General features: G+C 73.4%; 10 protein-coding genes and 1 pseudogene. 7 read left to right on the top strand and 4 right to left on the bottom strand.

What is annotated here, in order from left to right; translation table 11 throughout:
- Positions 1 to 137: 137 nt before the first annotated feature.
- Positions 138 to 2,087, bottom strand: coding sequence for a prolyl oligopeptidase family serine peptidase (locus BX283_RS30605; RefSeq protein WP_101390686.1), 1,950 nt, complete (start codon positions 2,085 to 2,087; stop codon positions 138 to 140).
- Positions 2,084 to 3,433: an MFS transporter gene (locus BX283_RS30600; protein WP_101390685.1), complete on the bottom strand. Its 1,350-nt coding sequence runs from the start codon at positions 3,431 to 3,433 to the stop codon at positions 2,084 to 2,086. Before BX283_RS30600 ends, BX283_RS30605 begins: the two co-directional genes overlap by 4 nt.
- Before the next feature lie 606 nt (positions 3,434 to 4,039).
- Between BX283_RS30600 and BX283_RS30595 the strand changes: the two genes are divergently transcribed.
- The gene (locus tag BX283_RS30595; protein WP_101390684.1) at positions 4,040 to 4,927 is read left to right on the top strand and encodes a polysaccharide deacetylase family protein; all 888 of its coding nucleotides are present in this window, start codon (positions 4,040 to 4,042) and stop codon (positions 4,925 to 4,927) included.
- 172 nt (positions 4,928 to 5,099) lie between these two features.
- Here BX283_RS30595 and BX283_RS30590 read toward each other — a convergent pair whose 3' ends face one another.
- Complete coding sequence (locus tag BX283_RS30590; protein ID WP_101390683.1) at positions 5,100 to 5,777, bottom strand: AIM24 family protein; 678 nt, start codon at positions 5,775 to 5,777, stop codon at positions 5,100 to 5,102.
- Between the two features lie 70 nt (positions 5,778 to 5,847).
- Between BX283_RS30590 and BX283_RS30585 the strand changes: the two genes are divergently transcribed.
- From BX283_RS30585 to BX283_RS30560, 6 genes and pseudogenes are all read left to right on the top strand, one after another.
- Complete coding sequence (locus BX283_RS30585) at positions 5,848 to 6,579, top strand: peptidyl-tRNA hydrolase (protein WP_257583940.1); 732 nt, start codon at positions 5,848 to 5,850, stop codon at positions 6,577 to 6,579.
- 226 nt (positions 6,580 to 6,805) lie between these two features.
- Positions 6,806 to 7,473 (top strand): annotated as a pseudogene (locus BX283_RS30580) (DUF4142 domain-containing protein); the annotation flags it as partial.
- A 103-nt stretch (positions 7,474 to 7,576) separates the two neighbouring features.
- Positions 7,577 to 9,196, top strand: coding sequence for a DUF692 domain-containing protein (locus BX283_RS30575; RefSeq protein WP_101390681.1), 1,620 nt, complete (start codon positions 7,577 to 7,579; stop codon positions 9,194 to 9,196).
- A 199-nt stretch (positions 9,197 to 9,395) separates the two neighbouring features.
- Positions 9,396 to 10,142, top strand: a complete 747-nt coding sequence (locus BX283_RS30570) for a DUF4142 domain-containing protein (RefSeq protein ID WP_101390680.1) — start codon at positions 9,396 to 9,398, stop codon at positions 10,140 to 10,142.
- 74 nt (positions 10,143 to 10,216) lie between these two features.
- Positions 10,217 to 10,966, top strand: coding sequence for a TIGR04222 domain-containing membrane protein (locus tag BX283_RS30565; RefSeq protein ID WP_101390679.1), 750 nt, complete (start codon positions 10,217 to 10,219; stop codon positions 10,964 to 10,966).
- A gap of 141 nt (positions 10,967 to 11,107) precedes the next feature.
- Positions 11,108 to 12,706: an alpha/beta hydrolase gene (locus BX283_RS30560; RefSeq protein WP_101390678.1), complete on the top strand. Its 1,599-nt coding sequence runs from the start codon at positions 11,108 to 11,110 to the stop codon at positions 12,704 to 12,706.
- Between the two features lie 74 nt (positions 12,707 to 12,780).
- Here BX283_RS30560 and hemQ read toward each other — a convergent pair whose 3' ends face one another.
- Entirely contained in the window at positions 12,781 to 13,494 is a 714-nt protein-coding gene (gene hemQ / locus BX283_RS30555) for a hydrogen peroxide-dependent heme synthase (protein ID WP_101390677.1), read from the bottom strand.
- Between the last annotated feature and the right edge of the window lie 4 nt (positions 13,495 to 13,498).

Genomic DNA, 13,498 nt, shown 5'->3' with positions numbered 1-13,498 from the left:
AAGGCGAGGCACCGGCCGGCCCGGCGGTCGAGGAGACCGCCGGGCCGACCGGCGAGGATCAGTCCTCTTCGCCGTCCTCGGCGTTACGGAACGGAACCTTGATGGTCACGCCGACGCTGGGCTTGCGGTTCTCCTCGTCACCCGCGAGCGGGTCGTTCTGGATGATGTCCTTCTGCATGGGAACTCCTCTCATCGTGTCGGGTGGTGCCTGTTCCGGCGGGGGCCGTGGTGCGGACCCGTCCGGAATCCCCGCTCCGGTCCGAGCGGGGAGTCCTGGGGGCGGCCGCGCGGCGGGGGCCGCGCAGCTCGCGGTCGAGGAAGACGACGGCGCGGCGCAGGACCGCCACGTGGTCGTCCGCCTGGTAGCCGTCGTGGCCGGTCTCCAGCCACATCGACTCGTGCGGTACGCGCGCGTGGCGCAGGGCGGTGAGGTAGTCGCGCACCTGGCCGGGCGGGCACTTGGCGTCCCGGGTCGCGGCGGCCACCAGGAGCGGGGCGCGCACGGCGGCCGCGTACCGCAGGGGCGAGCTGCGCTCGTACCGCTCGGGCACCTCGTCGGGGGTGCCGCCGAACAGCCGCTCGTCCAGGGCGCGCAGGGCCGGGGTGCTCGTGCGGTAGGCGGCGGCGCAGTCGGCCACCGGCTTCACGGCGACGCCCGCCTGCCACAGACCCGGGCGCACGCCGAGGGCGAGCAGGACGAGGTAGCCGCCCCAGGAGGTGCCCCACAGCCCGGCCGCGTCGGCCCGGACGACACCGCGCGCGACGAGGTCGGCGCGGACCGCGGCCAGGTCGTCGACCTGGGTGAGCCCGACGCCCTGGCCGAACGCCCGGCGCCAGCGCGGCCCGTAGCCGGTGGAGCCGCGGTAGTTGACGCGGACGACGGCGAAGCCGGAGGCGACCAGCGAGTGGACCACGCCGTCGTAGGCGTCCCGGTCGTGGTCGGCGGGCCCGCCGTGCACCAGGAACACCGCGGGGACGGCGCCCCCACGGCCCTCGGGCAGGCTGAGCAGGCTGTGCACCGGGCCGTCGGGGCCGGGCGTCCACAGGTCCCGGTGCTCGCCGGGCACCGGGGCGGGGATGCCGTGCGTGGGCGGCAGCGGCGTCCCGGCGGTGGAGCCCATCCGGGGCGGGTGCGCGGTGTCCGTCCAGAGGTAGTGGACGTCGGTCCCGGCGCGGGGCGCGGCGTCCAGCAGGGTGCCGCGCGGCACCGGCACCGGCTCGACCGTGCGTGCGTCCAGGTCGACGCGGTGCAGGGTGCTGCGGCCGTGGCGGTCCTGGCGTACGAGGACGGAGCGGCCGTCGGGGTGCCAGCGGGCGGTGATCTCGGTGTCGAAGGCGCACCAGGTGTGGGTGGTGAGGCCGGGCGCGGTACCCGGACCTGTGGACGCGGTATCCGGACCTGTATTGGGAACGCCGTACTCCGCTTCCGGGCGCCAGCTCGCCAGCAGATAGCGGTCGTCGGCCTCGCGGACGAGGAGCAGTTCGGCGCGGTCGCCGGTGGGGGCGAAGCCCAGGGACCAGAGCCTGCCGTGCTCGCCGTCGCCGGGCAGCACCGCGCGCGTGGTGCCGTCGTCGGCGAGGACGGTCACGGCCCGCGCCGAGCCCGCCGCGCCGCTGACGGCGAGGAGGCGGCCGTCCGGGGTGATGCCGGAGAGGGTGACGTGGCCGTCGACGCGCGTCACCTCGCGGGCCGGGCCGCCGCGCGGGCCGATGTGGACGGCGGTGGTCCGGGCGTCGCCGAGGCCCATCGCGACCGTCGCGTTGTCGCCGACGGCGAGACCGCGCGGCTCGCCCGGGGCCGGGCCGGTCAGGCCGGGTCGGTCGTCCCCGCCCTCGAAGGGCTGGAACCGCCAGTGCCCGGAGCCGTGTTCGTCCTCGTCGAACCACCACACCTGGCCGTCGCGGTCGATCGCGTGGTGGAAGGTGCCGTGCGGGCGGTCGGTGACCTGCCGGGTCCGGCCGGTCCGCGCGTCCCAGGTGAAGACCTCGCAGCGGCCCTCGGCGTCGGCGGTGAACGCCATCCGTGCCGGGTCGGCGGCGCACACCTCGGGCAGGGCGGCCCGGTAGACCTGGTAGCGGCCGGTCATACGGCGACCCCCCGCGCCGGGACCCGTACGTACGTCGTCCAGCAGGCGAGCAGTGTCAGCACCGCCGCGCTCGCCACGGCGGGTGCGGCGGTGCCCGCGCGGGACGCGCACACTCCCGCGACGACGGGCGCGAGGGCTGCCGAGCCGCCGACGGCGGAGGCGAGGACCGCGCCGGTACGGGCCTGGAGGGCAGGCGGGGTCTCCTGGATCGCCCGGGACTGGAGCACCACGGTGACCAGCGGCATCAGCAGGCAGAACACCCCGAACAGACCGCCGTACGCCCAGGGCCCCCGCACCGTGGCGAGCGCGGCGGCGAGCGGCACCAGCAGCCACGAGACGGTGACCAGGAGCCGGGCCGCGCCGATCCGGCCCGCGAGGTGCGGCGCGGCCAGCGACCCGACGAGCCCGGCGGCGCCGGAGAGCGCGAGGACCAGACCCATCGGGGCGCCGCCGTGGCCGCCCTTCTGGAGGGTGAAGACGGCGCCGTAGTACAGCGCGACGATCACGCCGTTGACCGTGGTCGTCCAGATCAGGACGAGCCGGAGGAAGGGCGAGGTGCGGACGAGGGCGAGCCCGGCGCCCAGTTCGGCGCGGAGGGCGGGGCGGCGCGGGGGGCTTGGGCGGGGGCCGGCCTGGCTCCGGACGTCGGGCGCGCCGCGCCGCGGCTCCTGGGCCGACTCTGCGAGCACGGCTTCTTCCGGCCCCGCCGCTCCCTCGGATGCCGCCTCCCCTTCCCCCGGCCGCAGGTCCGACTTCAGCGCGCCCACGCAGACCGCCGCGACCGTGTACGACACCGCGTCCGCGACGAAGGGCAGGGCGCGGGAGGCCTGGTAGAGGGCGCCGCCCAGGGCCGGGCCGACGACCAGCGCGCCCTGGTCGGCGGCCGAGAGCCCGGCCACCACCCGGGGGCTGTCGGCGGGCGGGGCGATCAGGGCGACGGTGCCGGCCGAGGCCGCCTCGTAGACGGCGGTGGAGAATCGTTCCACCAGGACCGCGCCCAGGAGCAGGGCGATCGGCGGGCGGCCCGTGGCGGCGGCGACGGCCACCCCGCCCATGGCGCACGCCGAGACCAGCGCGGACCAGAGCATCACCGGTTTGCGCGCGCCCCGGTCGGCGGGCACGGCGGCGATCGGGGCGAGGAGCAGCCCGGCGGCGGTGGAGACGCCCGCGACGAGCCCGACGGTCGCGGCCGAGTGGCCGAGGCCCAGGAGCAGCAGCGGCAGCACGACGCCGGAGGCCTGGCTGCCGAGCGCGTCGGTGGCGCTGGCGCACCAGAAGAGCCGGACGTCCCGGGACAGCGGCCGACGGACGGCGGCCTTGCCGGGCGCCTCGGTGGCGGAACCCATCAGCGCCCCACGGGCGACAGAGCTAACTCCGGCAGCTGCGGTAACAGCACCGCGCACGCCAAAGACCCTGTTTCACGCACAGCCACCCCACAGTTGGTCAGGTTGCGAAGAAAGTGTGCAGAAATTGAAGCGAGCGGGAGCCTAACCACGGGTCCGGCGGAGCGACAAGGGCTCTGCCGCAGAGGCCGGAATTGGACTCCGTAAGCGCTCGGCAAAGAAACCGATTGCTCTGTATGGGTTCCCGGGCGGGCGGCGGCTCTTACCAACTCCGGTGCGGGACAAGGGGAATGACCGCGTCCCCCGCGACCGGATCCGTCGGCCGGATCCCGCTCCCTCGCTTCGCTGCGGCGAACACCGTGCCCGAACACGCCGGATCGTGCGCCCGCTCCGGCATATTCACCTTCCCGGCGGCGAACCGGCCCCGGGGCGCGCGCGGCACACGGCCGGACCCGGGCACCCCGCCGGGGCGACTCGGCGCCTGCGCATGCGCTCCCTGGCGCCGGGTTCTCGGACCGGTTCCTTCCGGTTCACTCATTGGCCGGAAACGTATGTGGCCCGACGGCGGCGTACACCTCCGCTCAGCAGATGATCGGATAGCTTCCGCAAGTGACCATTTCTGTACGAAAGCTGCTGGCGATTGCCGTTCTCGGTGCCGCGCTCGCGGGCTGCAGCTCCGATCCCGCCCCCGCCGACCGTGGCGCGAAGGCGGCGCCGGGCGCGAGCAAGCCGTCCACCGCGCCCTCGGCGCCCCTTGCCTCCCCCACCCCGCGCGCCCCCGCCCAGGCGCCCACCCTCGCGCCCGGCCCCGGCGGTCTCACCCCCGTCTTCAGCCGCGCGCCCATGGGCGCGGAGAAGGTCGTCGCGCTCACCTTCGACGCCGACATGACCGCCGACCAGGGGCCGCGCGCGGCGAGCGGCGAGCGCTTCGACAACCCCGCGCTCATCGCCGATCTGCGGCGGCTCAAGGTGCCCGCCACCGTTTTCATGACGGGCCGCTGGGCCGACGAGTACCCGGCCGAGGCGCGCGCCATCGGGACCGACCCGAACTTCGAGGTCGCCAACCACTCGTACAGCCACTACGCCTTCAAGTCCCCCTGCTACGGGCTGCCGGTCGTCCCCGGGGACGAGATGCGCGCCGACGTCGAGAAGGCGACCGCCTCCTTCAAGAAGGCGGGCGTGCGCAACGCGGTGCCGTACTTCCGCTTCCCCGGCGGCTGCTACGACGACGAGGCGCTGCGGACGCTGGCGCCGCTGAAGATGACCGCGGTGCAGTGGGACGTGGTGAGCGGTGACGCGTTCGCGCACAACGCGGACGCGGTCGCCGAGCAGGTCCTCGCCGGTGTGAAGCCGGGCTCGCTGGTGGTCATGCACTGCACCCGCAGCGCGGCGCCGGTCACCGACCGGGCGATCCAGCGGATCGTGCCGGAGCTGCGCAAGCGCGGCTACCGCTTCGTGAAGGTGTCCGACCTGATCGGCTCGGCCGCCAAGAGGTAGGCCCCGGGGCCTTGGTCAGCCGGCGCAGGCGGGCGCCGGTCACGTCACCAGTCCACTCCCCGCGGACCGGGCCGTTGACGGCGTATCAGGCCGTTGACGGCGTACCGGGGCGGGCGACCGCTGCGGCCCACCGAGCCCAGGGTGCGCGCGGGGCTCGGTGTCGCCGCAGGGCTCAGTGCTGCTCGGTCTTCTTCGGGGTCGCCTCGCTCGGGCGGACGATGACATAGCCCTCGCCCTGGAGCATCAGCTGCACGGCTTCGCCGGAGCCGCCGCGGATCATCGAGCCGATGGACTGCGAGCGGTGCAGCGAGGTGCTCAGGTTCGCGGTCCAGCCGACCACCGCGTCGGTGTCGACGTACACCGGCTGCTGCGCGGTGACCGGGATGACCAGCGGGTCGCCCTCGCAGACCAGGCCGAGACGGCCCCAGCCGGTGAAGACGCTGTTGAAGAGGCCGCCACCGGCGATGCCGGAGCCCTTGACGGTCTTGATCTCGTACGAGAGGGACGCGTCGAAGCAGAGGACGTTGCGGCCGTTGACCGTGAGGACGTCGCCCTGCTCGATGTCGACGATGAAGCAGTTCTGCGCCTCGTTCGCGAACCACGCCTCGCCCTGCCCCTTGACCGCCATCAGCGGCAGGCCCTCACCGGTGACGGCGCGCTTGAGCATGCCGCCTATGCCCTGGCCGCGGCGCTCGAACTGCAGGTTTCCGCGGTAGGCGATCATCGCTCCCTGACGCGCGAGCATCTCGCCGTTGACCGCGTACTTGATGGACTTGGCGTTCTGCAGGGTCATTCCGGCCTCGGTGGCCGGCTGCGCCATGTGCGCCGATGAGAAAAGATCGCTCTTCATGGCGGCATCCTGTCCCGGAACGATTCGTTCCGCCAAGATTCCGGGAATCGGCGGCTGGCAGACTGGTCGGGTGAGCAGTGACGAGACCCCCGTGACCCCCGCCCCGAGCCCGTTCCACCAGGAGCCGAACCCTCGCGACGAGGCCCCTCAGTACGTCCTCCCGATGGTCGTCCGCATCGAGAAGACGGAGCCGCCGGCCCGCACCGACGCGCTGGAGACGGCGGCCCGGGCCGTGCTGGTCATGCTCAGCGACGAGCGGTCGCTCGGCGACGGGGAGTGGGCGGCGGCGATGCGGGACTGGCAGGACGCCAGGATCCGCAAGGTGGTGCGGCGGGCGCGGGGCGCGGAGTGGCGCAAGGCCTCGGCGCTGCCGGGCATCACGGTCACCGGGAAGTCGGCCGAGGTGCGGGTCTTCCCGCCGGTCCCGCTCGACGGCTGGCCCAAGGAGCTGGCCAAGCTCCAGGTCTCCGGCACGGATCTGGACGACCCGGCCGAGCCGGGCGCCCCCGACCCGCTCGCGCCGGTGCTGTGGCTCAACCCGGAGCTCGACATGTCGGCGGGCAAGGCGATGGCCCAGGCCGGGCACGGGGCGCAGCTCGCGTGGTGGGAGCTGACGCAGGCGCAGCGCACGGCGTGGCGGGAGGCGGACTTCGCGCTGTCGGTACGGGTGGCGCCGCGCGGGGAGTGGGCGGCGCTGACGGCCGGCGGGCTGCCGGTGGTACGGGACGCGGGGTTCACGGAGATCGCGCCGGGGTCCTGCACGGTGGTGGCGGACCACCCGGGGCTGCGGGGCCGCGGATAGCGGATGACAGATGACGGACGACGGATGACGGATGACGGATGACGATCGCTGATCACTGATCGCTGATCCCTGATCGTCCGAAGGCTCTGAAGGGTCCGAAGGCTGGCTCTGAAGGGTCTGAACGCAACACGCGTCCCGTCCGTACCTCCCGGTACTGCCAAGTTGCCTGCCTGGGAGGCATGTTGTGGGACGCATCCGACGGACGGACCGGACCGAAGGAGTCGGGATACTCGGCCGGTTCAACGGGACCGCACTGATCATCGTGGCGCTCGCCGCCACCATCGGGGCGCTGGCCTTCCCCGTCTGGTCGTACGCCGACCGGCTCGGCACGGACCAGTCGAACCTGGACGCGGCATCCGTGTCGACCCGCTGGGGCCCGCTCTCGCCCACCGACCGCGAGTTCGTGACCAAGGTGCGGCTGGCCGGGCTGTGGGAGCTGCCCGCCGGACAGCAGGCGCAGGAACGGGCGCCCAGCATGGCGGTCAAGATGGCGGGGGACCACCTCGTGACCGGCCACACCGCGCTCGACAAGCACGTCCGGGACGTCGCCGCGCAGCTGGGCGTCGAGCTGCCCAACCAGCCCAACGAGCAGCAGCAGGGGTGGCTCAAGGAGCTGACGGCGGCCCAGGGGCGCGACTACGAGGTCAAGTTCGCGAACCTGCTGCGGCGCGCCCACGGCAAGGTCTTCAACCTGGTGGCGGAGGTCCGCGCCAACACCCGCAACTCCCTCGTCCGGGACCTGGCGCAGGACGCCAACCAGACGGTGCTCGACCACATCAACATGCTGGAGGCGACGGGGATGGTCGACTACGACGCGCTGGTGACGCAGAAGTAGCCCCGGCCCCGCCCGACCCGGCCGCCCCGACCGCACCGCGCCAACCTCAAATGAACCTCTGAAGGTGGGGCCCGGCGGGTTGGCGCGGGCGTGGCGGGGCCATGACCACTGCACCGCACGTCGTGGGCGACGCCACGACATCGAACCGCCGGGGGGCGCACCATGGAGCTGGGCATCGGTATCGGCTGGCGGCCCGAGATCGCCGACGCCGTGGAGCGGCTGCCGGGCGTCGACTGGGTGGAGGCCGTGGCCGAGAACCTCTGCCCCGGCCACCTTCCCGAGTCGCTGGTACGGCTGCGGCGGCGCGGGGTCACGGTCGTGCCGCACGGCGTCTCGCTGGGCCTCGGCGGTGCCGACCGGCCCGACCCGGGGCGCCTGGCCGAGCTGGCCGCGCGGGCGGAGGCGCTGTCGGCTCCGCTGGTCACCGAGCACATCGCGTTCGTACGGGCCGGGGGCGCCCTCACCGCGTCGCCGCGCCTGGAGGCCGGGCACCTGCTGCCGGTGCCGCGCACCTGGGACGCGCTGGAGGTGCTCTGCGAGAACGTCCGTATCGCGCAGGACTGTCTGCCGGTGCCGCTCGCCCTGGAGAACATAGCGGCGCTGGTGAACTGGCCGGACGAGGACATGACGGAGGGCCAGTTCCTCGCGGAGCTGGTGGAACGTACGGGGGTGCGGCTCCTCATCGACGTGGCGAACCTCCACACGAACCGGGTGAACCGGGGGGAGGACCCGGCGAAGGCCCTCGCCGAGCTGCCGGTGGAGGCGATCGCGTACGTCCATGTCGCCGGGGGCGTGGAGAAGGACGGGGTGTGGCACGACACGCATGCGCATCCGGTGGGGGCGGAGGTGCTGGGTGTCCTGGCGGAGCTGGTGTCGCGGGTTTCGCCTCGGGGGGTGCTGCTGGAGCGGGACGACGCGTTTCCGCCGGAGGCGGAGTTGGCGGGGGAGCTGGGGGCGATCCGGGCCGTGCTGGCGGGGATTTCCCCCACCCCGCCCCTTCCCGAAACCCTCCGGGGGCGGGGGGTGGGGGTTCTGCCGGGGGCTACGCCCCCGGACCCCCTCGCGGGGCCTGCGGCCCCTGCACCCCGCTTCCGGGGCTCCGCCCCGGACCCCGCTCCTCAAACGCCGGAGGGGCTGAAGGTGCCCCACTCCCCCGAACCCGCCAGGCCAGCCCTGGACACCCCCACCCCCTCAAAGGGCGACGAATCGGCACCGGACACTCCCAACCCCCTAAGGGGCGCGGGGAACTGCGCGACCAGCCCCCCACGGCTCGCAGACGAACGAGGGGGTCCGGGGGCGAAGCCCCCGGCAGCGAGCATCAAGCACCCACCCGGCCGGCCGCCCAGGGCTTTCGGGAAGGGGCGGGGTGGGGAGAACCCACCCGCCCCCGACACCCGGCTCACGCTCGCCCTGGCCCAGACCTCCCTCCTCTCCGCCCTCGTCGCCGGCACCCCCATCCCCCACGGCTTCGACCCCGCCCGCCTCCGCGTCCAGGCCCGCGCCCTCGCCGCCAAACGGGCCGACGTCGTCGCGAAGGTGGCGCCGGAGCTGCCCCGGATCCTCGGGGACGCGTACCGGTCGGCGTACCTCGCGTACGCCAGGAGCCGCCCCCTGCGCGACGGCTACCGGCGCGACGCCCTCGACTTCGTGGAGTCGCTGCTCAAGCAGGACCTCGACGGCGACGTCGCACGGCAGTTGGGGCGGTGGTGGAAGGAGCGCGCCGGCACCCGGCCGCAGGGGCGCGCCGCCCGCTTCCTGAAGGGGCTCGTCAGGGCGGCCTAAACGAGGACGGTCTTAACGAGGGCGGCCTGAACAAGGGCAGCCTGAACGAGGGCGGGCAACATACCAGCCGCCGACACCGCCCATGGCCGCCTCGCCCAACTCGTGATGCCTCCCACACCGTCCCGTCACTGTTTTCTCCAAAAGACTCCCCGGATCACCCGCCTCCGCATTACCGTGCGCACCGCACTTGGAGGCTTTCATGCGTCGGATAATTCTTTCCGGTACCGGCCTGGTCGTCGTCGCCCTGACCGCGACCATCGCCGCCCTGCTCTTCCCCGTCTGGTCCTACGCCGACCGCTCGGGCACCGGGCTCGCCAATCTCAACGCCGGGTCCGTGCCCACCCGCTGGGGGCCGCTGTCGGCCTCCGACCGGGACTTCGTCGTACGGGTCAGACTCGCCGGGCTGTGGGAGCTGCCCGCCGGGCAGCAGGCCGTCGAGCGGGCGCCCAGCGCGGCCGTCACGGCCGCCGGGCACCACCTCATCGACGGGCACGCCTTCCTCGACGCGCGCGTGCGCGAGGTCGCGGCCCAGCTCGGGATGGAGCTGCCGGACCAGCCCAACGCCCAACAGCAGGGATGGCTGCGGACCTTGACCTCGGAGAGCGGCACCACGTACGAGAAGGACTTCGCCAACATCCTGCGTTCGGCGCACGGGAAGGTGTTCTCGCTGGTCGCGCAGGTCCGGGCCAACACCCGCAACTCGCTGGTGCGCGCGCTCGCCGACGACGCCAACACGACGGTCCTGGACCACATCCGGATGCTGGAGGCGACCGGCCTCGTCGACTTCGACGCGCTGTCGCGGGACAGCGTCGCCGGAACGACCGCGTCGCCCAGCGGGCCGCCCCCGCCCACCCCGGGCGCCACTTTCGCCTCTCCCGTACCGGTCACCCCGTCGTTCCCACTGCCGCCCGCCGCCAGCCGGGCCAACCCCACCGACACTCCGTAACGAACCGATAACTCCGTGCCCACATCGTGGGAAAGGCATGGCGCCGAGTTGACGGCTTCACATACAACTCGGCCATGTTCTGGGTACTTTTCCTGGTCGCCGCGTGCCTCGCGTCCGCGCTCTCGTGCGCGCGGCTCTGCCTCGCCGCGTCCGCCGCGGCCGACCAGGGGCCGGTCACCCGGGACCCGGAGCTCGGCCTGTCGCTGTACGAGGCCGCGTTCCTGGCGGGCGGCCCGTTCCGGGTCACCGATCTGACCCTGGTCACCATGCACCGCGCCCGCCGGCTGCTGCTCGCGCACACCGGCTGGGCCACGGTCGTCGACCCGGAGGGCCGCGACGACCTGGAGCGGTCGGTGATCGGCGCGATCGGTCCGGGCGGACAGGCCCGGATAGCGGCGATCCGGTCGGCCACGGCCGCCGCCGACGCCGTGCACGCCCTGGCCGACCGGCTGGCGGCCGCCGGGCTCGCCGTCCCGGACGCGACCAGGACGGGCGTCACGGCCTCCGTACGGGCCGTGCGCGGCGCGGCGGCACTCACCCTCGCCCTGGGCGCGATCGCCCTGCTGATGCCCGGTCAGGACCGCGCCACCCAGGCCGAGATCGCCGCCTGGTTCTCGCTGCCGATGGTCCTGACCCTCGGCTGCCTCTTCATCGCCCGCTTCGAGGTCCATCCGCACACCCGCTGGGCCTCCCCCGACGGCCAGCGCCTGCTCGGCCGGATCGACCCGGCCGGCGACCCGCTCACCGCCGTGGCGGTGCGGGGCGTGAGCGCGGTGGACGACCCGGCGTTACGGACCGCCCTGAGCGCCCGGCGGGCGGCCTGACCGACACGTCTCTCGACGTCGATGCTCTCGGACTTTGATCCCGGCGCACCGCACTCCGGTGCTTTACTTCATCAATTGATCCGCTAATCATCCCTTTTGTACCGGGCCTGTCGTGCCGGATGGACCGCAAAGGGATGTGCGATGAGAGCAGCAGCGCTGTACGGAACGCTCGGTTCCGTCGTTCTTTCCACCCTGGTCGCCGCACCGGCCGGCGGCGTGGATCCGCTCACCGCCGAGGCACGCGGCACCGTGGTCGCCGCCCAGCGCGCGGCCGCCACCGGGATCGCCTTCGGCCGCTGCCCCAAGGCGGAGATGCTCCCCGGCTCCGTCCAGTGCGGCACGGTCCGGGTCCCGCTCGACTACGCCAAGCCGAGGGGCCGTCAGATCACCCTCACCGTCAGCCGGGTGCGGTCCACCGGCAAGCGGGCCGCGCGCCAGGGCTCCCTGGTCTACAACCCGGGCGGCCCGGGCGCCTCCAGCATGTACTTCCCGATGGTCGCGAACCTGCCGGAGTGGAAGCGGATCGCGGGGGCGTACGACCTGGTGGGCTACGCCCCGCGCGGGGTGGGCCGCTCCGCGCCGCTGTCCTGCCAGGACCCGAAGGACTTCACCAAGGCGCCCACGCAGTCCCCGACCGACCCCTCGCCCTCGTACAAACTGGAGCGGATCGCCCAGGCCAAGGCGTACGCGCAGGGCTGTGCGCGGAACGCGGGCGCGGCGCTGCGGCACTACACGAGCCTCAACAACGCGCGCGACCTCGATGTGCTGCGGGCCGCGCTCGGCGAGCGGAAGCTGACGTTCGTCGGCGCCTCCTACGGCACGTACTTCGGCGCCGTGTACGCCACGCTCTTCCCCTCCCACGTGCGCCGGATGGTCTTCGACTCGGCGGTCGACCCCGACCCGCGGCAGATCTGGTACCGCAACAACCTCGACCAGTCGCTGGCGTTCGAGAGCCGCTGGGAGGACTTCCGCGCCTGGGTCGCCCGGCACGACGGCGTCTACCACCTGGGCACCACGGCCGAGCAGGTCCTGGAGAACTTCGAGAAGGTGCGCGCCCGGCTGGCCGAGGAGCCCGCGGGCGGCAAGGTCGGCCCCGCACAGCTCCAGGGCGCGTTCCTGAAAGCGGGGTACTACGACGACTACTGGGCGATGCGGGCGACCGCGCTCTCGGCGTATCTCAAGGGCGACCCCAAGCCGCTGATCGCGCAGGCGGCGCCGCGCCCGGAGGCGGCGTGGGACGACGAGAACGGGAACGCGGTGTACACGGCGGTCGAGTGCAACGACGCGCCCTGGCCGACGGACTGGGCCACCTGGGACCGCGACAACAGCGAGCTGGCGGAGATCGCCCCGTTCGAGACGTGGGACAACGCGTGGATGAACCTGCCGTGCGCCTACTGGCCGGCGCCCCGGCAGAAGCCGGTGGACGTAGGGGCGAAGCACGGGGCGCTGCCGCCGACGCTGATCCTGGCCGCCGAGCGGGACGCGGCGACGCCGTACCCGGGGGCGCTGGAGCTTCAGCGCAGACTGCCGGGGTCGGTCCTGGTGACCGAGAAGGACGCCGGTACGCACGGCATCGGCGGCGGTCCCAACCAGTGCGTCAACGGCTACCTGGTGGACTACCTGCTGAACGGACGGACGCCGGTGCGGCGCGCTGCGTGCGCGCCGCACCCGGAGCCGAACCCGGTGTCGCTGGACGAGCGGTCGGCACCCAGGGCTGGGCAGCGGCCGTCCGCTCTCTGATCTTCCGGGTCAGGGGTGAATCCGGGCCCGCCTCGGCGGGCCCGGTCACCGGGCATACGCGGTGGGGGCGGCCGTCAGGCCAGGCCCGCCACCAGGTCCGCGACCGACTTGCGGCGGCCCGTGTAGAACGGGACCTCCTCGCGGACGTGCATCCGGGCCTCGGAGGCGCGCAGATGACGCATGAGGTCGACGATGCGGTACAGCTCGTCGGCCTCGAAGGCGAGCAGCCACTCGTAGTCGCCGAGCGAGAACGAGGCGACCGTGTTGGCGCGCACGTCGGGGAAGCCGCGAGCCATCTTGCCGTGGTCGGCGAGCATACGGCGGCGGTCCTCGTCGGGCAGCAGGTACCAGTCGTAGCTGCGCACGAAGGGGTAGACCGACACGTAGTCGCGCGGGGTCTCGTCGGCCAGGAAGGCCGGGATGTGCGACTTGTTGAACTCGGCGGGGCGGTGCAGCGCCATGTTCGACCAGACCGGCTCCAGGGCGCGGCCCAGCTTGGTGCGGCGGAAGAGGTTGTACGCGGTCTGGAGCTCGTCGGCCGTCTCCGCGTGCCACCAGATCATGAGGTCGGCGTCGGCCCGCAGCCCGGAGAGGTCGTAGGTGCCGCGGACGGTGATGTCCTTGGCGGCGAGCTGGTCGAACAGCTCCTGGACCTCGTCGGCGAAGCCGGAGCGGTCCTCGGGCAGCACGTCGCGCAGCTTGAAGACGGACCACAGCGTGTAGCGGATGACCTCGTTGAGGTCCTTCGCCTTCTTCCCTGCGTTCGGGATCTTTTCCGGTGCACTCATGTGG

The sequence above is a fragment of the Streptomyces sp. TLI_146 genome (assembly GCF_002846415.1).
Lineage (GTDB): Bacteria > Actinomycetota > Actinomycetes > Streptomycetales > Streptomycetaceae > Streptomyces.
This window is presented reverse-complemented; position numbering and strand designations above follow the sequence as displayed.